20 protein-coding genes are annotated in these 20,528 nt (G+C 47.2%); 5 read left to right on the top strand and 15 right to left on the bottom strand.

Annotation, left to right across the window (positions count from 1 at the left end):
* Positions 1-43: 43 nt before the first annotated feature.
* The 7 genes from M2404_RS16585 to zwf all read right to left on the bottom strand — a co-directional run bounded on the left by M2404_RS16585 (position 44) and on the right by zwf (position 8,079).
* Positions 44-511, bottom strand: a complete 468-nt coding sequence (locus tag M2404_RS16585; RefSeq protein WP_259240876.1) for a Dps family protein — start codon at positions 509-511, stop codon at positions 44-46.
* A gap of 197 nt (positions 512-708) precedes the next feature.
* Complete coding sequence (locus tag M2404_RS16580; protein ID WP_259240875.1) at positions 709-2,298, bottom strand: ABC-F family ATPase; 1,590 nt, start codon at positions 2,296-2,298, stop codon at positions 709-711.
* Positions 2,299-2,455: 157 nt separating this feature from the next.
* Positions 2,456-3,103: a bifunctional 4-hydroxy-2-oxoglutarate aldolase/2-dehydro-3-deoxy-phosphogluconate aldolase gene (locus M2404_RS16575; RefSeq protein ID WP_259240874.1), complete on the bottom strand. Its 648-nt coding sequence runs from the start codon at positions 3,101-3,103 to the stop codon at positions 2,456-2,458.
* Position 3,104: 1 nt separating this feature from the next.
* Entirely contained in the window at positions 3,105-4,079 is a 975-nt protein-coding gene (locus tag M2404_RS16570) for a glucokinase (protein WP_259240873.1), read from the bottom strand.
* Positions 4,072-5,904: a phosphogluconate dehydratase gene (gene edd / locus M2404_RS16565; protein WP_259240872.1), complete on the bottom strand. Its 1,833-nt coding sequence runs from the start codon at positions 5,902-5,904 to the stop codon at positions 4,072-4,074. The genes M2404_RS16570 and edd overlap by 8 nt, the downstream gene beginning before the upstream one ends.
* Positions 5,905-5,913: 9 nt before the next feature.
* Positions 5,914-6,606, bottom strand: a complete 693-nt coding sequence (gene pgl, locus M2404_RS16560; RefSeq protein ID WP_259240871.1) for a 6-phosphogluconolactonase — start codon at positions 6,604-6,606, stop codon at positions 5,914-5,916.
* A gap of 3 nt (positions 6,607-6,609) precedes the next feature.
* Entirely contained in the window at positions 6,610-8,079 is a 1,470-nt protein-coding gene (gene zwf / locus M2404_RS16555) for a glucose-6-phosphate dehydrogenase (RefSeq protein WP_259240870.1), read from the bottom strand.
* A gap of 254 nt (positions 8,080-8,333) precedes the next feature.
* Here zwf and M2404_RS16550 point away from each other — a divergent pair, with 254 nt between their 5' ends.
* Both M2404_RS16550 and pyk read left to right on the top strand, forming a co-directional pair.
* Positions 8,334-9,191: a MurR/RpiR family transcriptional regulator gene (locus M2404_RS16550; protein ID WP_068238042.1), complete on the top strand. Its 858-nt coding sequence runs from the start codon at positions 8,334-8,336 to the stop codon at positions 9,189-9,191.
* A gap of 134 nt (positions 9,192-9,325) precedes the next feature.
* Entirely contained in the window at positions 9,326-10,762 is a 1,437-nt protein-coding gene (gene pyk, locus M2404_RS16545; RefSeq protein ID WP_259240869.1) for a pyruvate kinase, read from the top strand.
* Between the two features lie 63 nt (positions 10,763-10,825).
* Here the strand turns inward: pyk and M2404_RS16540 are convergent, their stop codons facing one another.
* Positions 10,826-11,797 (bottom strand): DMT family transporter, encoded by a 972-nt coding sequence (locus tag M2404_RS16540; RefSeq protein WP_259240868.1) that lies wholly within the window; start codon positions 11,795-11,797, stop codon positions 10,826-10,828.
* Positions 11,798-12,005: 208 nt separating this feature from the next.
* On the opposite strand from M2404_RS16540, the gene M2404_RS16535 reads away from it, so the two are divergent.
* Positions 12,006-12,992, top strand: a complete 987-nt coding sequence (locus M2404_RS16535) for a 6-phosphofructokinase (RefSeq protein WP_259240867.1) — start codon at positions 12,006-12,008, stop codon at positions 12,990-12,992.
* A gap of 9 nt (positions 12,993-13,001) precedes the next feature.
* Here M2404_RS16535 and M2404_RS16530 read toward each other — a convergent pair whose 3' ends face one another.
* From M2404_RS16530 to M2404_RS16515, 4 genes are all read right to left on the bottom strand, one after another.
* Positions 13,002-13,820, bottom strand: a complete 819-nt coding sequence (locus tag M2404_RS16530; RefSeq protein ID WP_259240866.1) for a LytR/AlgR family response regulator transcription factor — start codon at positions 13,818-13,820, stop codon at positions 13,002-13,004.
* The gene (locus tag M2404_RS16525; protein ID WP_259240865.1) at positions 13,813-14,895 is read right to left on the bottom strand and encodes a sensor histidine kinase; all 1,083 of its coding nucleotides are present in this window, start codon (positions 14,893-14,895) and stop codon (positions 13,813-13,815) included. The genes M2404_RS16530 and M2404_RS16525 overlap by 8 nt, the downstream gene beginning before the upstream one ends.
* Before the next feature lie 112 nt (positions 14,896-15,007).
* Positions 15,008-15,406 carry an acyl-CoA thioesterase gene (locus M2404_RS16520; protein WP_215397629.1) on the bottom strand — a complete coding sequence of 133 codons (399 nt, stop codon included), beginning with the start codon at positions 15,404-15,406 and terminating at the stop codon, positions 15,008-15,010.
* Between the two features lie 107 nt (positions 15,407-15,513).
* Positions 15,514-15,864 (bottom strand): HIT domain-containing protein, encoded by a 351-nt coding sequence (locus M2404_RS16515; RefSeq protein WP_259240864.1) that lies wholly within the window; start codon positions 15,862-15,864, stop codon positions 15,514-15,516.
* Between the two features lie 101 nt (positions 15,865-15,965).
* Here M2404_RS16515 and M2404_RS16510 point away from each other — a divergent pair, with 101 nt between their 5' ends.
* Positions 15,966-17,744 (top strand): M61 family metallopeptidase, encoded by a 1,779-nt coding sequence (locus M2404_RS16510; protein ID WP_259240863.1) that lies wholly within the window; start codon positions 15,966-15,968, stop codon positions 17,742-17,744.
* Here the strand turns inward: M2404_RS16510 and M2404_RS16505 are convergent.
* The 3 genes from M2404_RS16505 to M2404_RS16495 form a co-directional block, all read right to left on the bottom strand.
* Complete coding sequence (locus M2404_RS16505; RefSeq protein WP_259240862.1) at positions 17,741-18,553, bottom strand: M23 family metallopeptidase; 813 nt, start codon at positions 18,551-18,553, stop codon at positions 17,741-17,743. The genes M2404_RS16510 and M2404_RS16505 overlap by 4 nt on opposite strands.
* Positions 18,516-19,373: a 6-carboxytetrahydropterin synthase gene (locus M2404_RS16500; RefSeq protein WP_259240860.1), complete on the bottom strand. Its 858-nt coding sequence runs from the start codon at positions 19,371-19,373 to the stop codon at positions 18,516-18,518. The genes M2404_RS16505 and M2404_RS16500 overlap by 38 nt, the downstream gene beginning before the upstream one ends.
* Positions 19,374-19,456: 83 nt before the next feature.
* Complete coding sequence (locus M2404_RS16495; RefSeq protein ID WP_068238070.1) at positions 19,457-19,714, bottom strand: hypothetical protein; 258 nt, start codon at positions 19,712-19,714, stop codon at positions 19,457-19,459.
* Between the two features lie 145 nt (positions 19,715-19,859).
* On the opposite strand from M2404_RS16495, the gene fabA reads away from it, so the two are divergent.
* Positions 19,860-20,372, top strand: a complete 513-nt coding sequence (fabA, locus tag M2404_RS16490) for a bifunctional 3-hydroxydecanoyl-ACP dehydratase/trans-2-decenoyl-ACP isomerase (protein ID WP_215397624.1) — start codon at positions 19,860-19,862, stop codon at positions 20,370-20,372.
* Positions 20,373-20,528: the final 156 nt, after the last annotated feature.

The following is a 20,528-nucleotide window of genomic DNA, read 5'->3' as shown; positions in this document are numbered from 1 at the left end:
AAATAAAGCACTGGCCCGATCAGCTCGGGCCAATACACCTGTATCAGGCAACCAGACTACGCAGCATCCAGGCAGTTTTTTCATGTACTGTCATGCGTTGAGTCAACAGATCAAGGGTTACTTCGTCAGAAGCTTCATCAGCGACCGGTACGATAGAACGTGCCGTTTTAGCTATAGCTTCCTGCCCTTTCACCAGATCTTTAATCATCTCTTCTGCAGTTGGAATACCATCCGCTTCTTTAATGCTGGTTAGTTTGGCATATTCTTTGTAAGAACCCGGCGCAAATTCGCCAAGGGCACGAATGCGTTCAGCAATGTCATCCACTGCCAGTGCCAACTCATTATATTGCGTTTCAAACAGCGTATGCAGTGTCTGAAACATTGGCCCGGTTACGTTCCAGTGGTAGTTGTGCGTTTTTAAGTAGAGAGTGTAAGTGTCGGCCAGCAGCACAGATAAACCACCAGCAATCGCTTTACGTTGTTCTTCATTAATACCAATATTAATTTTCATAGCGCTTCCTCTTAAATGAGCACGGAGACTGCCTTAACATAGCATAAAAATACTGGCTTAGTCTTAAGCCCTACCAGTTAAAACAGTATCTTACCGGGCGTGAATAAACTGAGTTTAAAACAACATGGGGACAAAAGGCAGGAAAATCAAGCTATAAAGTAGAAGCCGGTCAGCACTGACCGGCTTTCGCGGTATTACTATGCAGTTTGTGCCGCAAGATACTCTTCATAGGTGCCCACAAAGTTACGGATGTCTTTGTCGGTAATTTCGATAATACGGCTGGCTAGGCTGGAGACAAACTCGCGATCGTGGCTGACAAACAGCAAGGTGCCTTTGTAATGCTCCAATGCCAGATTAAGCGACTCGATAGACTCCATATCCAGGTGGTTTGTCGGCTCATCCATTACCAGAATATTTGGCCGTTGTAGCATTAATTTGCCAAACAGCATGCGCCCTTTTTCACCACCGGAAAGCACTTTAACCGATTTTTTTATCTCGTCTTGTGAAAACAGCAAACGCCCCAGAATACCGCGTATTGCCTGCTCGTCATCTGATGGCTGCTTCCACTGGCTCATCCAGTCAAACAATGTCATCGCTTCATTAAATTCGTGGGCATGATCTTGCGCATAATAGCCAATTTTGGCATTTTCAGACCACTTCACCATGCCGGATTCTGGTGTTAAATCACCCACCAGACATTTAAGCAAAGTGGTTTTACCAATACCGTTAGCGCCTAAAATGGCAACTTTCTCGCCTACTTCAATGGTCAGGCCTAAGTTTTTCAGCAAAGACAGCTCGCCAAAACTCTTGTTCAGCCCCTCAACTTCTAATGCCAGCCGGTATAACTGCTTTTGTTGCTCGAAACGGATAAAAGGATTGACCCGGCTGGAGGCTTTAACTTCTTCCAGTTGAATTTTATCTATCTGCTTAGCACGCGATGTTGCCTGCTTGGCTTTTGATGCATTGGCAGAAAAACGGCTAACGAAGGTTTGCAGCTCAGCTATCTGGGCTTTCTTTTTCGCGTTATCTGATAATAAACGTTCGCGGGCCTGAGTGGCGGCAAACATGTACTCATCGTAATTACCGGGATATAAGCGCAGCTCGCCGTAATCTAAGTCGGCCATGTGGGTACAAACGCTGTTTAAAAAGTGACGGTCGTGCGAAATAATAACCATGGTGCTGTTACGCTCAGCCAGAATATTTTCCAGCCAGCGAATAGTATTAATATCCAGGTTGTTGGTTGGCTCATCCAGCAGCATTATTTCCGGATCGGCAAACAGCACCTGTGCCAGTAATACCCGTAATTTAAAGCCCGGCGCGATTGCTGACATTGGGCCAAAATGCTGTTCAACCGGAATGCCCACACCAATTAACAACTCACCGGCGCGTGATTCCGCGGTGTAACCGTCCATTTCGCCAAAAGCGACTTCCAGATCGGCCACTTTCATGCCGTCTTCTTCGCTCATTTCAGCACTGCTGTATATACGATCGCGCTCTTCCTTTACCGCCCACAGCTCAGCATGCCCCATAATAACGGTATCAATAACCGAATATTGTTCAAAAGCAAACTGATCCTGATGCAACTTGGCTACACGGTGGTTTGGTTCAACAAATACATTACCGGCGCTGGGTTCCAGCTCCCGGCTTAAAATCTTCATAAATGTTGATTTACCGCAACCGTTGGCACCAATTAAACCATAGCGATTACCTTCGCCAAACTTAATCGATATATTTTCAAACAACGGCTTAGCGCCAAATTGCATTGTAATGTTAGCAGTTGATATCACAGTGTGTTCCAGAACAAGTTAAGACAAATAGCCCAAAGCAGCTAAGGGTAACAGACGACTAAGAATAAAAGTGCGCCACTATACGCGCTTTTACCGTTAAACTCAAAAACAAACGCCCGGTATTTACCAGGCGTAAGCGAAGCCTCACATCACCTTCTTAGCGGCGTGCTTGTTCTACTGCGGCTTTACACAGCTGTGTAATGCGCGGCCAGTCTTTAGCAGCAACTGCATCATCGGGTACTATCCAGGAACCACCAACACATTTTACATTTGGCAGTGCCAGATATTCGAGAAAGTTTTTCTCGTTAATACCACCGGTTGGGCAAAAGCGGATGTCAGCAAAAGGGCCGTAAATCGACTTTAAGGTCTTAACTCCACCAGCGGCTTCAGCCGGGAAAAACTTAAAGTGGCTGTAACCTAAACCGGTACCTTCCATCAACTCAGAAATACTGGCGATGCCTGGGATCAGCGGAATTGCAGCATCTTTACCGGCTTGCAGCAGTTCACGCGTTAAACCCGGACTAATGGCAAACTTAGCACCGGCATCCACCACCTGTTGTAGTTGTGCTGCAGTTGTAACGGTTCCGGCGCCAACAATAGCATCGGGCACTTCTGCTGCCAGCAAACGAATAGCATCAAGTGCTACCGGTGTGCGCAAAGTGACTTCAAGCACCTTAATGCCACCTGCCAGCAAGGCTTTTGCCATCGGCACAGCATCAGAGAGATCTTTAATCACAATTACAGGTACCACAGGCCCCTGATCAAACAAAACCCCAGGTTGTAACTGCCAGTTTTCAAATGCCATATTAATTACTCGCCAAAAATTGTTTCAGGTACACTGCGGCGCCAACCAATCCAGGTTGTTCTGCAGTAACGACATAGGTGGCGATCTGGCGATTAAAAGCGCTAAACCGGCCTTTTGCTTCAAAACGTACTCTAAACTCGCTATCTGCAAGCAGAGGTAATAATTTCGGGGCTATACCACCAGCGATATAAACACCACCAAAGGTACTGAGTGTCAGCGACAGATCGCCGGCAACGCTGCCAAGGCTGGCAAAAAATTGCAGCACGGTATCGCGGGCTAACGTACATTCGCCTGTCAGAGCCTGTTTGGCAATCTTAGCGGCACTAAGTGGCGCAGCAACCTGTTGGCGATACAGAGCCAGTGCTTTGTAAATGGCTTCAAGCCCGGGGCCTGATAACAACCGTTCAGGTGACACATGGCCATATTCTTTGGTCAGCATTTGCTGAATAAACCATTCCTGCTCAGTTTGCGCAGCCCAATCTACATGGCCACCTTCGCCGGGCAACGGAATAAACTGATCATTAACCGGCAGCAAATGCGCAACGCCCAGGCCAGTGCCTGCACCAAGCACAGCCATAGGCTTACCATGCTGAACTTCGCCGGAGCCAACTTTCACTTTTTGTTCTGCTGTTAACGCCGGCAAACACATAGCAACAGCGGTAAAGTCATTCATTACCTGCAGTGCTTCGAGGCCCAGTTGCTGCTGCATGGCTTTAACCGAAAAACGCCAGTGAAAATTGGTCATGCTGATCTGATCACTGGTTACCGGGCAAGCTATAGCAATAGCAACATGTTTAATATCAGTTAATCCTTGTTGCTGCTGATAATGGACTAATGCGTCAGCTAAAGTGGCAAATTCGGCACAGGGATAAACCGCAACGTTGTCCAGAGCCAGGCTGGCCAGCTCAACCCGGCTAAAACGGGCGTTGGTGCCACCGATATCGGCTACAATAGCGTAGGCAGGCAACTTAACCATGCAGATGCTCCTCTGTAGTAAATAAGCTGCAAGCACCCTGCTCTGCGCCGGTTAACTGACTGCGCAGTGCGCCAAACATTTCCCGCCCCATGCCGTAGTAACTTTCTGCCATATCTGTAGTGGCAATATCACGGGCGGCCAGCTCAGCATCGGATACCAGCACTTCAAGCCGGCCGGTGTTGCCGTCTACCAACATCATATCGCCGGTTTTAATCCGGGCAATATTGCCGCCATCAATAGCCTCTGGCGTAACATGAATAGCTGCAGGCACTTTACCTGACGCGCCTGACATACGGCCATCAGTTACCAACGCCACTTTATAACCGCGATCCTGTAACACGCCCAGTGGCGGTGTAAGTTTATGCAGCTCTGGCATACCGCAAGCCTTAGGCCCCTGAAACCGTACAACGACTATACAATCTTTGTTTAGCTCACCGGCTTTAAAGGCTGCATCCAGCTCATGCTGGCTGGAAAATACCACCGCAGGGGCTTTAACAACTTCGGTGCCTTCGCGCAGTGCCGAGGTTTTAATCACACCACGGCCAACATTGCCAGACAACACTTCAAGGCCACCATGGGCTTTAAAGGGTTTTTTCACCGTTGCCAGTACATCCGGGTCGAGTGATGTTTGCGGTGCATCAACCCAAACCAGTTTACCGTCTTGCATTACCGGTTGCTGCGTATAACGGCGTAAACCAGGGCCTGCAACAGTTTGCACATCTTCATGTAATAAACCGGCGTCCAGCAACTCACGGATCAGCAGCGCCATACCACCGGCATGCTGGAAATGGTTAATATCGGCCTGGCCATTCGGGTAAATACGGGTCAGCAGTGGTGTTGCCGCAGACAGCTCGGCAAAATCGTCCCAGTTAACGATAAAACCGGCCGCACGGGCCATAGCAATTAAATGCATCGTGTGATTAGTTGAACCGCCGGTAGCCAGCAAGCCAACAATACCGTTTACTATAGCTTTGGCATCGATCATTTTACCTACCGGCAGGTAATCTGTGCCTAAGTCTGTTAACCGGGTAACCTGGCGTGCAGCAGCTTTGGTTAACTCATCGCGCAGTTCTGTACCGGGGTTGACAAAAGACGCACCCGGTAGGTGCAAGCCCATAATTTCCACCACTAACTGATTAGAATTAGCGGTGCCGTAAAAAGTACAGGTACCAGCAGAGTGATAAGAGGCCGATTCAGCCGCCAGTAACTCTTCTTTACCCACTTTACCTTCAGCATATAACTGGCGTATGCGGGCTTTTTCTTTATTCGGAATGCCAGAAGGCATAGGGCCGGCCGGTACAAATACAAATGGCAGATGGCCAAAACTCAGGGCGGCCATAAATAGACCCGGCACAATTTTATCGCAAATGCCCAGCATTAAACCGCCGTCGAACATATTGTGCGATAAGCCTACCGCTGCTGACATTGCAATAATGTCGCGGCTTAGCAGGCTAAGCTCCATACCCGGCTGGCCCTGGGTTACGCCATCACACATTGCCGGCACACCACCGGCAAATTGCGCTACGCTGCCAACATCTTTTACTGCTTGTTTAATAATTGTCGGATAGTGTTCATACGGCTGATGTGCCGACAGCATGTCGTTATAAGATGATACGATGCCAATGTTTGCTTTGGTCAGGCTACGCAAGTCGCCTTTTTCTTGCTGGTTACAGGCTGCAAAACCATGCGCGAGGTTACCACAGCTTAATACGCCCCGATGCGGGCCCTTTAAGCGGGCTTTTTCCAGCCGTTGCAGATAAATATCGCGGCTGCGTGTACTGCGGGCAATAATTCTGTCCGTTACTTTCTGAATCACAGGATCCATGACTATCCCCTAGTTTTCGGTGTACATCACCGTAACTTGCGCTACAGGATGGTGTAAAAAGGCACGGATTGGCATGGCAAGCACATCCGGCTCACCCATCGCCTTGTTCAGTACCGCGAGTTTATTGCTGCCAACCAGATGCAAAAAGATATTGCGGCTGTTTAACAGCCGGGGCAGACTTAACGACATGCGCTGATAAGGTGCAGTTTGTGGCTGTACTGCTAATACCACAGGGGCGTTATCAGCCAGGCCATCTTTAATTTGCGCACTGCATGGAAATAACGATGCCGTGTGGCCATCTTCACCCATGCCAAGGATAACGGCATCAAAAGTTGGTAACGGCGTAATACGCGGCAGCACTTGAGCTACGCCTTCAAAAGCTGATTCTACATTGGCATACAGGCTGATAAAACGGGCTGCCTTAGCATTATTTTGCAACAATGTGGCTTTAACCAAACGCTCGTTAGAATCTGGCTGACTGTCATCCAGCCAGCGATCGTCGGCCAGCAATATCGTAACTTTGTCCCAGGCTAAATCAACCTGACTTAAGGTACTAAACAGCGCCTGAGGTGTTTTCCCCCCAGACACCACCATATACGCTGCACCGCGTTCATCTATAGCCTGTTGCAGAATACTGACTAAGCGGCTGGCAAAATCGTCATTCAGAGCACTGGTATTGTTAAATTGCTTCAGTTGCATCATGGCTTATTCTTCCCAGTTGCGCTCATCACGGGCCAGCATAGAAATAGCCGCTACCGGCCCCCAACTACCTGCCTGATACGTTTTTGGTGGCTCGTTGCTGGCTTTCCACGCATTCAGAATACCGTCTACCCATTTCCAGGCATGTTCAACTTCATCACGGCGCACAAACAAATACTGGTTACCCAGCATAGCTTCCAGTAACAGGCGCTCGTATGCATCGGCAATACGCTGCGATTTAAAGGTTTCGTCAAAGCTTAAATCAAGCTTACTTTCCTGCAGTCGCATATTTTCGCCAAGGCCAGGTATCTTATTCAGCACCTGAATTTCCACACCTTCGTCTGGCTGTAAACGAATAATTAGTTTGTTAGCGGGCAACTGGTTATAGGTAGCGCGAAAAATATTGTGAGGTTGCGGTTTAAAGCAAATCACCACTTCACTTAACTTAGATGCCATACGTTTACCGGTACGCAGGTAAAACGGCACCCCAGCCCAACGCCAGTTATCAATATCAACCTTAATAGCAACAAAGGTTTCGGTTTTACTATTTGGCCTGGCGCCCTCTTCTTCCAGATAACCAGGCGCGGATTTACCGGCAACAAAGCCGCTGCCGTACTGACCCCGCACAGTTTTTTCCTGAATATTGCTGATATCAATGCGGCGCAGAGCTTTAAGCACTTTTAGTTTTTCGTCGCGAATACTGTCTGCATCCAAACGTGCCGGCGGCTCCATCGCAATTAATGTCAGTACCTGCAACAGGTGGTTTTGCACCATATCGCGCATTTGCCCGGCATCGTCGTAATAGCTCCAGCGCCCTTCTACACCAACTTCTTCTGCAACTGTTATTTGCACATGATCAATAGAGTTATGGTCCCAGTTACCGGCAAAAATAGCGTTAGCAAAACGCAGCGCCAACAGGTTTAGTACTGTTTCTTTACCTAAATAGTGGTCTATACGGTAAATTTGGCTTTCTTTATAAAACTCAGCAACCTGATCATTGATCACTTTAGATGAAGCTAAATCATGGCCGATGGGTTTTTCCAGTACCACGCGCGCAGGTTCTTCTGCCAGCCCGGCTAATGCTAAACCTTTACAGATAGAGCCGAATAACGAAGGTGGTGTGGCGAAGTAGCTAACCGGTACCCGCTTATTGATATCAGTCACTGCGGTGAGCTTTTTATAGTCTTGCTCATTTGCCAGATCCAGCTGCACGTATACCAGCTTTTGCTGCAAACGCTGCCATATCTCATTGTCCAGCGGTTCTTTAAGGAACTTGTTCAGATTGGTTAACACCAGCTCAGCATAAGCTTCTGTTGACATTTCATCACGGGCAACGCCGATAATACGCGATTCAGGGCAAAGCAAATCTGCTTTTTCCAGCTGATACATTGCCGGTAACAGCTTGCGCCGTGCCAAATCACCTTTGGTGCCAAACAGAATTAAATCACATGCTGAATTTTGTGCTGTTGTCGTCATAGCTGACCCTTGATTTAGATGTAATTTTACAACACTTCGGCCATACTAGCGCAGCATAACAGGGTTGTAAACCAGATATCTTGTAATTAAATTACAGATTGCGTAATGTTTTGACTATTCTTATATAATAAGGCAGCCTTAGCAACGGATCTGTGGTTTTGTAGTAAATTTAGTACTATTTTGACCACCGCCCTGACGGGCTACACCCTGTATTACAACCTGTATCAGCCTAATTATAAGCCAGGAATTGCCGGATGAACGTGCTGGAAAAAATCGTCAATAGCGTAAACAGTTTTAGTAAATCGGAGCGTAAAGTAGCCGATGTCATTCTGGCTAACCCGCAGACCACTATACATAGTAGTATAGCGGCATTAGCTAAAATGGCCGACGTAAGCGAACCTACAGTCAACCGCTTTTGTCGCAGACTGGACACTAAAGGTTTTCCTGATTTTAAGCTGCATTTAGCACAAAGCCTTGCTAATGGCACACCTTATGTTAACCGGCATGTAGAAGAAGAAGACGGCCCGGAAGCCTATACCGCTAAAATCTTTGAATCTACGATGGCTGCACTGGATACCGCAAGGCAACGTGTTGATATTAACACAATAAACCGTGCAGTTGATGTGCTGACTCAGGCCAAGAAAATTTCTTTTTTCGGCTTGGGTGCTTCTGCTTCTGTGGCGCATGACGCGCAGAATAAATTCTTCCGCTTTAATGTGCCGGTGGTGTGTTTTGATGACATCGTGATGCAGCGAATGAGCGCAATAAACAGTGCCGAAGGCGATGTTGTGGTATGCATCAGCCATACCGGCCGTACAAAAAACCTGTGTGATATTGCCGCTATAGCGCGTGAAAATGATGCTACTGTTATAGGTGTTACCGCTTATGACAGCCCACTGGCAAAAGAATGCACACTGGTATTGTCGCTGGACGTGCCGGAAGATACCGACATGTACATGCCTATGGCGTCACGCGTAGCACAATTGGTACTTATTGATATTCTTGCCACTGGTTTTACACTGCGCCGTGGCAGTAAGTTTCGGGAAAACCTGAAAAAAGTGAAAGACAGCCTGCGCGGCTCCCGCTTCGATAAAAAAGATTTCAACAACTGATAAGCCGGTGCAGTTGTGCCGGCAACTGCACCAACCTGTAATTTTTCTTCATCGCTTTGCTGTATTCTGTAATTAAATTACATTAAACTAACAGCCAGATACTACACCCTCTTTGCAACAAGCAGGAAATAACCATGCACAGAAGAACTAAAATCGTCGCGACGCTAGGCCCCGCCACTAATACCCAAATTTCCATTGAAAAACTGATCAAGGCTGGTGCAACCGTATTCCGTCTGAACTTCTCGCATGGCAGTGCTGATGATCACCGTGAGCGTGCCGCTATGGTACGAGGTGCTGCTGCAGCACTGGGCGCACACGTTGCTATTTTAGGTGATTTACAAGGGCCAAAAATTCGCGTATCTACCTTTAAAAATGGTTCTGTGATACTGGAAGAAGGCGTGCCCTATGTCCTGGATGCAGAGCTGCCAAAAGGCGAAGGTGATGAACATCAGGTGGGTATCGACTACAAAGAATTACCACAGGACGTAGAAGCCGGCGATTTATTACTGCTGGACGATGGCCGTATTCAGTTAACGGTAGACCGTGTTGAAGGTGCCAGAGTTTATACTACCGTGACCGTTGGTGGTAAATTAAGTAACAATAAAGGTATTAACCGCCAGGGAGGTGGTTTAACGGCCCCTGCCCTGACTGACAAAGACAAGCGCGATATTATTACCGCAGCAGAAATTGACGTTGATTATCTGGCGGTATCTTTCCCACGCTGCGGCGATGACTTACGCCTGGCCCGCGATTTAGCACTGGCGGCAGGCTCTGAAGCCCGCATTATGGCAAAAATTGAACGTGCTGAAGCAGTAGCAGATAATGAAACGCTGGATGATATTATCCGCGCTTCTGATGCCGTAATGGTTGCCCGTGGTGATTTAGGCGTTGAAATTGGTGATGCCGAGCTGGTTGGCCAGCAAAAGCGCATTATTGCCCGCTCACGTCAGTTAAACCGGGTGGTGATTACTGCAACCCAGATGATGGAAAGCATGATTGAAAGCCCGATGCCAACCCGTGCCGAAGTAATGGACGTAGCCAATGCCGTGCTCGATGGTACAGATGCGGTTATGTTGTCGGCTGAAACGGCTGCCGGTAAATACCCGACTGAAACTGTACGGGCGATGGCCCGGGTATGTGACGGTGCGGAAAAACACCCCAGTGTGCAAATCTCCAAACACCGTATGGATGTGACCTTTACCGAAATAAGCGAAACGATCGCATTATCCGCAATGTATGCCGCCAACCATCTGGAAGGTATCAAAGCCATTATTACGCTGACAGAATCTGGTTATACCGCCAAGCTGATGTCACGTATTACTTCGCCACAACCTATTTACGCTTTGTCGCGCCATACTAAGACGCTGAACAAAATGGCATTGTATCGCGGCGTTTATCCGGCGTTCTTTGACAGCACAGCGTTACAGGGACAATCGCTGGCCGATGCTGCTATTGAAGCGGTAAAAGCCAAAGCGGGTTTAAAAAGTGGTGATCTGGTTATTATGACGCACGGTGATGTTATGGAAACTATCGGTGCCTCTAACACCTGCAGAATTGTGCAGGTAAAGTAAGCCACCGATAATCAATACTGAGGGCTCATAAGAGCCCTTTTTACTGCCTGCTATTTACAGCTTTTAAAACACATCGCGTTGCAGCTTACGTGTTTTGCGTGCGTTGTGATATTGCACAAACTGTGGAGCCAGAGCGGTTAACGCTGATCCTACTACCACTAGCGTGGCACCCACCCAGGACCAAAGATTAAGTTGTTGCGCAACCAAATAAGCCGGAAACAGCCAGCCTACGATATTGGCAAATAAAATAGTAAACAGCGGTGTTATAGCCAGTACCGCACTGACTTTAGATGCTTCCCAATGATGCAGTGCCTCTGCAAAAGCGCCATAAGCCACCACGGTATTTAAACAGCAAAATATAAGTAGCAGCCAGTGTAAACCCGTCATAGTTAACAGCGGCGTGAAATCAGATACTGGCATAAACGCAATGGTGCCCGCTGCATACAGCACATACATAATTTGTTTGGATGTGTAATGCACCAGTAATTGCTTTTGTGCCAAAGCATAGGCCGCCCAGGTTATCGCGGCAGCAATCACCAGCAACACGCCCAGTGTTTCGCTGCCAGCTTGTAAAACCAGCTGTACCAGACGCTCATTAAAAAACAGCAATAAACCTGCAACCAGAATAACTGCACCGGCTTTTTGCCACAGTAACAAACGTTCTTTAAATATAAAAACACCGCCTATCATCATTAAAAATGGTGCGAGCTGAATAACCACCTGTGCGGTTTCTGCACTGAGGTAATTTAGCCCGCTTAAATACATGATGTAGTTAGACAGTAAGCCCGCTATGGCAATCAACATCAGTTTTGCTATGTTGGGGCTAAGAAGCAAAGCAGCTTTGGGTAATTTACCCCGGGCTCCCAGCCAGATACCAACGATAACCGCAGCCGCCAGAAAACGAATTGCCGTTATGGTGTTAGCTGTTAGCACATCAAGCACAATTTTCAAAGCTATGGGTAAAATACCCCATAAAACAGCAGTGGTTAAGGCTAACAGCAAGCCAACAAGGCTTTTACCTGTAATTTGATGCATGGTGCGGATCCAGTGTAATAAACAAGTGGCAGGTGTTGCAGAGAATCTCTGCAAATAGCGGTGCTATTTTCGCTTATTTTACCTGCCACTGTCTTTAACAAATACAGTTATATCGACTAACACACTAACTATTGCGCCATATCAAACACGGCCTGTGCTTTAACCCCCTATACTGAGCAAGATATCCGTTTTTAAGCAGAGATAAAGAATGAAACGTGTTGGTGTACTAACCTCAGGTGGCGACGCGCCGGGCATGAACGCAGCTATCCGCGCTATTGTTCTTACCGGCGCAGCATACAATATCGATATTATTGGTTTTCGCCATGGGTTCAATGGCTTGCTCGACGATGACTACCAAACATTGCTGCCGCAGCATGTACAGAATATTATTCAGCATGGCGGTACAATTTTAAAAAGCGCCCGCTGCAAAGCATTACATACCCCGGAAGGCGCAAAACAAGCCGCAGAGGCACTGCAGCGTTTACAATTGGATGCGCTGGTGGTGATCGGTGGTGATGGCAGTTTTCGCGGCGCCCTGGCAATAGCCGACTATTATCAGGGGCAGATCATAGGTGTGCCAGGCACAATTGATAATGATGTAGATGGTACTGACTATACCATTGGCTTTGCTACTGCAATAGACACAGCGTTAGATGCAGTAGACAAAATCCGCGACACCGCCGACGCATTTGAACGGATATTTCTGGTTGAACTGATGGGCCGTCACTCTGGTTATATTACTCTGTCTGCGGGGATCGCCGCAGGAGCTGAACAGATCATTTGTCCGGAATTTGGTGCACTGCAACGTGATGATTTAAAAACATTGATCGCGCCGGTGCAACGCGCACAATTATTACGCGGCAAGAGCAGTTACATTATTGTCGTCGCAGAAAACAGCTATCCTGGTGGTACCACCGCACTGGCAGAAGCGCTTAGCAGTGCTTTGGGCATTGAATGCCGCGCTTGTATTCTTGGCCATATCCAGCGTGGGGGATCTCCTGTCGGGGCTGACAGGATACTGGCAACAAAGCTGGGAGCTTATGCCATAGAGCAACTGATGCAGGGGGCCCACTTAATGATGGCTGGTGAAATAAACCAGCAAGCGGTGCTATACCCGCTTGCACAAACCAGTGCAAAGAAAAAGCAGATAGACCCTTATCTGGCACGCTGGCAACAAACTATTGCCAGCGATTAACGCTGCGCCCTATTGATTAAAAACTTGTTTTACCCGGTCTTTATAGCTGCGGCTTACTTTAACTGCCTGGCCGTTGGTTAACATTAACTGATGCTCACCATTGGCGAGCATTTGTAATTTGGCAATGGTATGCACATTTACAATAGCGGAACGATGTACCCTGACAAACAGCTTGGGATCCAGCTCCTGCTCCAACTCTTTCATAGTCCGGCGCAGAATATGTGTTTGGCCATCACGGGTATGAATACACATATAGTCGCCAGCAGCATCAACCCACTCAATAGCGGCTACAGGTACCCGGGTAATTTCGCCACTGTCTTTAATGCTTATTGCATCCGGAAAACGATCATTTACCACAGGCTGGGCGTTATCCAGCCGCTGCAGTATATTACCGGTGTCGTCTCCGGTTAGTTTTGCAACGGCCTCTGCCAACTGGCCTTTATGTTTTTGTGTATCCTGTGCCTGATATATTCTCAGCACTTTTTCTACTGCCTGTTTTAACCGCTCAGGTTCAACCGGCTTTAAAACATAATCCAGGGCACTGACTTCAAACGCGCTGTAAGCATAATGGTCATAGGCAGTAACAAAAATAATGTAAGGTAATACCGCATTTTGGGCCTGCAATTGCTTTAACACCGCAAAGCCATCTATGCCCGGCATTTCAACGTCCATAAAAACCAGATCCGGTGTTAGCTGGCTAATACTGTCAATAGCCTGTTGGCCATTGCTGCATTCAGCAATAACGTCCAGCTCAGGGAACTCCCGTAAGCGCACCATCATTCCCTTGCGGGCTAAAGGCTCATCATCAACTACTATTACCTTAAGCATGTTCCTGTTCCGTTTTTTCTAGTTGTAATGGAATTCTGATATTTACTTTTAAGCCCTGTGGCTGATTATGCGTTAAAACCAGAGCAAAGTTATTGTCATACAGTGCGGATAAACGCTCTTTAGTGTTAACCAGCCCAACCCCACTGTCACTACTTTTGGGCAAACCATTAGTAATGGTCATGCCCGGCCCGTTATCAGCTATTTCCAGCAATAAATCATGGCCAAACTTTTTCGCCGTAATAGCTATTTCACCGCCATTAATCTGGCTGGCTACCGCATACTTAATAGCATTTTCAATTAGCGGCTGCAAAATTAAACTGGGTACCAGTGCTTTTTCTGTTCCAGGCTCAAGATCGAATATAACAGACAAACGCTCGGAGAAGCGCACCTTTTCAATCTCAAGATACAAACGGGCAGCATACACCTCTTGCTCAAGCGGTACCTTGTTGATGGGATCTTTGTACAATGAATAGCGCAAAAAGTCACTAAGCCTGGTTACCATTTTATTGGCAGTATCGGCTTCATTAATTAACACCAGTGTTGAAATGGCATTAAGCGTATTAAACAAAAAATGCGGATTAAGCTGATAACGCAGCATTTTCAGCTGCGCTTCATGCGCTTTGTTGGTTGCAGTCAGCGATTTTTGTTTTTCTTGCTGTAATGTTTGATAGTACTTAATACCAAAATACAAACCACTCCAGCTTAACATGACATAAAATGCTACTGGCGTGTCACGGATGTACTTCAGCCAGTCGTCTGGCCGCGCACCATGGCGATATATTTCCCAATAATTAAAGTTACGCACTGCCGTCCATATTGCGGCGACAAAAAATGCCAACAGCAATACTGTTATGACCATTTTCCAGGGCGTCCAATACCAGGCACGCTGATAGGCGTAGCGCAGAGGTATAGTAATTAACCAGCCAATATAGGAATCCAGCGCAACAATTATCAGATAAGCGTCCCGCGTTTCCTGGATCAGAGAGCCAAGATAATTGACTATGGCAAAACCCAACCAGCCTAAGGTATGCAGGATCCAAAACTGGCGGGTCCGGTCTTCAAATAACTTATACAAAACAGTAACCCGCAGGCCATAAAGGTAATTGCCCGATTATAACCAAATAGCAGTCAAAAACCCTGTTAACTGGCCGTGTTTGCATATGTATTAATCGCATTAACCTGACACTTTAGCCCAATACCGGTGTCGGTTTTCTGTCTGGCCCCAAGGCCACAAAGGTAAAGTTGCCTGAAATCGCTTTATGCTGATCATCGTCGTACATATGTTCAACAAAAATATCGACATGCACACGAATACTGGTACGGCCAACATGCTCAACTCTGGCGACCAGTTCAATAATGGTGCCTGCAGGTATAGACTCTTTAAAATCAACCCGATCGGAACTAACGGTAACCAGAGGCTTACGGCAAAAGCGCGTGGCGGCAATAAAAGCAGCTTCATCCATCCAGGCCAGGGCTTCGCCACCAAATAAAGTATTATGATGATTAGTCCGGCCGGGAAACACCGTTTTTGTGACCCGTGTTACCGCATGTTCCATCCGTTTGGCAATCAACGCTTCGTTACTCATAGCAATACCCGGTTATAGTGAAAGACGCGGCGATTCTATAAGAGCCACTCTCAATTGCAACAGTATCGCACATAAATACCTGTCTTGTGGCCCGGTTACGGCTTCCGTTACCTGCTTAACATTGGGCCAAGTGCCCTGCCGCCAACCAGGTGCAAATGAATATGATAAACCTCCTGTCCGCCATGTGCGTTGCAATTCATAATGAGGCGGTAGCCTTTATCTGCAATACCATGCTCTGCAGCCAATTTGCGTGCTACGGTAAAAAGCCTGCCAAGCGCGGCCTCATGTTTTGGTTCAACATCATTCACCGTTGGAATAAGCTGATTAGGCACCAATAAAATATGCACCGGCGCACGCGGACGGATATCGCGAAATGCAGTAACCAGGTCGTCCTGATATAAAATATCAGCCAGCGCCTCACGGCGGATAATTTTACTAAATACCGTTTCTGTTGCCATGTCATTTTCCTTATTCGGTTTTGGCGGCATAATAGCCAGCTTAATACGGCCTAACGCTGCAGGTAAAGGGTAAACCCTTTAGCGGCTAAAAGAGTAACACTATGAAATCTGTAAAGTACCAGTTTGAGATAAGCGATGTCAGTGCCCATCTTATATCCGTAACGCTTAATTTCACTCCCAGCTCCCCGGTGCATGACCTGATGCTACCGGCGTGGATCCCCGGCAGCTATATGATCCGTGATTTTGCCAGAAACATTGTTGCCATAAGCGCCAGTGATAAATCAGGCATACTTGAACTACAACAGCTGGATAAACAACGCTGGCAAATACAGTGTAACGACAGCCCGGTAACGGTTAAATATCAGTTATATGCTTATGACTTATCAGTGCGGGCGGCTTACATTGATGATGAGGTAGCAGTATTAAACCCAGCCTGCCTGTGCCTGAGTGTCAGTACGCAGGAAACCTTGCCTCATTATATTAATATCAGCAAGCCCCAGTCACGCGTTACGGACAGCTGGCGAGTCGCTACCGGTTTAACTCGTAGTCAAAACACTGATTTTCTTAGCTTTGGTGAATACAGTGCAACAAATTATCAGCTACTGATTGATTGTCCTATCTTATTAGGTAAATTTGCCCTGACTGAGTTTGTTATTAATAGTATCAGCCATTATTTGGTTGTTACCGGTGATAATTTGACTGATCTTAGCCGTTTTACCGACGATTTGACCCAAATTTGCCAGCAGCAGGTTAACGTGTTTGGTAATTTACCGGTAGATTTAACCAGCTACTGGTTTCTGCTGTGGGTAACAGAGGATGGCTATGGCGGCCTGGAGCATCTTAATTCTACTTTACTGTTGTGCAGCCGTTTTGATTTGCCTGCACCGGAGCATATTCAGGTAGACGAAAACTATCAGAATCTACTGGCACTGTGCAGCCACGAGTACTTTCATACCTGGTGGGTTAAACGCTTAAAACCCGCGGTATTCCAGCAGTATCAGCTAACCGCCGAACAGTACACCCGCCAGCTTTGGCTATATGAAGGCTTTACCTCTTATTATGATGATTTAGCCTTGGTGCGGGCAGGCTTAATTGACAGCAAAACCTATATTAAAACTCTGGAAAAAACCATCTCAAGAGTTATGCGTAACCCAAGCGATATGCAGCAAAGCCTTACAGACAGCAGCTTTACCGCCTGGACCAAATTTTACAAGCAAGATGAAAACGCCGTAAACGCTGTAGTAAGTTATTACGCTAAAGGCGCCTTACTGGCTTTATGTCTGGATGCCAGTCTGCGAAGCCGCAATGGCTCACTGGATGACGTTGTGCGCCGGTTATGGCAACGATACCTGAAATCTGGTACGCCAGACAATGCACTACATAGTGTTTTGACAGAGCTTGGCTTTGCTGAACTTGCTACGCAAACTGGTAATTGGTTGACTCAAGCTGCCCCCCTGCCACTGGCTGAATTATTGCCGGCACTTGGCCTGACTTTAACACTCAGGCCAATGCAGCATAGTGAGGATTTCGGTGGTGAAGCCGGTGCTGAAAATCCCCCCTTTATTGGCGCCCAAACTAAACAGCTAAATGGTCTGTTACAGCTAACACAGGTTTATCATGGCGGTAGCGCACATCAGGCTGGTTTAATGAGCGGGGATCAGTTATTAGCTCTGGATAACCGTAAAATCAGCGCAGCCAGCCTGCCTCAGCTGTTAAGGCGTTATCCTGCTGGTTGTACGTTAACGGTGCATTTCTACCGTAAAGATCGCCTGCTGCAACGTCAACTGACATTAAACACAGCAGTACAACAGGTTGCAATACTTGCTATAGATGAACAAGAACCGTGCGATAGCTGGCTGCAGCAGGTTGTGCCAGCCTAAGGCAGCTGCAATCCTGGTAGCAGTGCTGGGTCCAACCGTTCCTGCTGCCAGTTAATCCGCCAATCCAGGTGCGGGCCGGTTACTCTTCCGGTCGCTCCTACTTCGGCAATTTTCTGCCCTTGCTTAATATTATCGCCAACAGCAACATCAAAGCGGCTTAAATGCATAAAGGTAGAGCTGATACCAAAACCATGGTCAATGATCAGTGTTAAACCGGAATAATATAAGTCTTGTGCTAACAATACTTTACCACTTAACGGCGCTACAACTGGAGCCCCAACCGGTGCAGCAACATCAAGGCCATAATGTGGGTTTCTTGGCTCGCCGTTAAATACCCGCTGGCTGCCATAAACACCTGAAATGCGGCCTTTTGCCGGCATGATGGGAGTATCAAAAATAAACGGCAGGCCGGAAACAGTATTACGTACCACACGCACCTGCTGGTTGTCACGGCGGATACGTTCAGTTACCTCAGCAGGTGGGGTAACGTACTTTTGTGCCACACCATTAACGTGCTGAATATCATACTGGCGCGCAGTAAAGGTTAACGGTTTAGTATATTTTTCACCGTTAAAGTGCACGCTAAGCTGATGCTTAAGTGGTGCATCCCGGCCAATACCAAATACAAAACGGCCATCGCTGCTTAATGGCAGTTCAATGCCATTAAAAAACACCTTACTGCCAGGTGTAGTCTTACCACGCAGCAAGCTGCCCTGGGTTAACTGCCCTTCCAGCTCTATAGCGGGTTGGGCAACTAGTGAAAAGCTGACACTAGCTAACAGCGATAGCGCCTTTACCCACGCCTTCATAAGCTACTACCTTATATTGTCTGGTGTTATCCAGTTGTTTTAACTCTGCTGCGATATACTCTGCCAGACATTCTACAGTGGTATCGCAGGGTACAATTTCACAATGGGTTTTGGGCATGGTCAGCTCAAACCAGCCCTGCGCTGCCTGATAGCGAAAGCTGTAATCATCTGCGCCGGCAGTAAGATGCTGTAAAGCAGCGGCGGCGCATAAGTCTTCAGCAGAGCCCAGATAAATATCCTGCCAGCGCTCACACCAGTATTTGTTTAAGCGTGGCGTTAACATACCGTCGGTATATATTTGAATGGTTGAGCGATGCCCGTGCGCAATGCGCTGGCAATTGCCATCGTGCTTTTTTAAACCATGGCTGTAGTGATAATAAAAGCTGTTGCTGGCTTCAGGGCGCAGATTAAAAACCAGCTGTTGCACATTATCCGGTAGCAAAGGTGTAATGTGCTGCTGCAAAAATGCCGTGATACTGCGTTCATTAATTTCATCGCTGGAAACAGCTGCAATGGCCTGCGCCGGTGCAGCCATACTGATGCGGCCACGTGCTGACTGGAAGTTTATGCGCTGTAAACCGGCACTGCTATCCATCGTCAGGGCCGAAGATAAGGCCGGTACCGCCAGCTTATGATCCACCAGTTGATCTATGGCTTGCTTAATCACTTTTTTAACTTTGGCAAAATCCAGCACCATTGAGGTTTGATCCAAACCACCGTGCAGCTCTACGTCAACAATATAGCTTTCACCCAGCATACCGCGTTTGGCACACAGATAAGAAAAATCAATAACGGTAAGATCCCGTACGAACAAAATCATTAAAAGCTCTCTGGTTACTCAGGTATATTCTGCAGGCATTATACCGTTGAACAGGCGTCAGCAACACCGCCGATACCGATAAATCAGCGCTTATGCTCGGTTAACCAGCTGTTTAAAATACCCACCTGGCCACATTTATGTGCAGCGTACATCAGCCGGATAGCATTACTGAGCAAAACACTGTCGCTCCACTCCGTTTTTTTCTGGATTTCTTCATAGCAACTTAGCGCTTCAGGCGTTAAATAACCGCGTAGCTCTTTTTTGCCGGATTGCTTTTGCCGCTCACGATAACGCAGTTGCTTTTCTGCATTGGTCAGCGCTTTTCCACTCGAATTTGTCATGATGTCACTCTTTGGCAATAACACTGTCATACACTCAGGCAGTTAACTGCCTGACGCACAAAATTGAGACTTAATACAAATCGGACTTGTTTGGCGTACAAGTGTTCGCTAAAGTGGCCCGGTATTTTCAACGGATTAAACATACATGACTAAGAATAGCTTTACAAAAGAAGATTTAATCGCCTGTGCCAATGGTGAACTGTTTGGTGAAGGCAATAGCCAGCTACCCTCTGACAATATGCTGATGATGGACCGAATTATCCATATTTCAGAAGAAGGCGGTCTGTATGGTAAAGGCCAGATTATTGCTGAGCTGGATATTACACCAGACCTGTGGTTTTTTGCCTGCCATTTTAAAGGTGACCCGGTAATGCCCGGTTGCCTCGGTCTTGATGCTATGTGGCAACTGGTAGGGTTTTTCTTGGGCTGGTGTGGCGGCCCGGGGAAAGGCCGTGCATTGGGGGTGGGCGAAGTAAAATTTACCGGCCAGGTGCTGCCGACAGCAAAAAAAGTGACTTACACTATTAATATGAAACGCGTAATAAAACGCAAACTCTATATGGGTATTGGCGATGGCGTGGTAAGTGTAGATGGCCGCGATATTTATGCAGCTACCGATCTTAAAGTCGGTTTGTTTCAGGATACATCCAGTTTTTAACAGGCAGTATTATTAAATGCTAAAAGCCCCGCAAGTTATCCTCACGGGGCTTTTTTAATACCTGTGACCCGTCCTAAATAAAGTTGACACTTTCCAGCTTCTTTTTGGAGAGTGTAATGAAAACAAGTAATAAACGAACTCAGCGGGATTACTCAC

It is taken from the genome of Rheinheimera pacifica, from assembly GCF_024809855.1.
GTDB classification, from domain to species: domain Bacteria; phylum Pseudomonadota; class Gammaproteobacteria; order Enterobacterales; family Alteromonadaceae; genus Alishewanella; species Alishewanella pacifica_A.
This window is presented reverse-complemented; position numbering and strand designations above follow the sequence as displayed.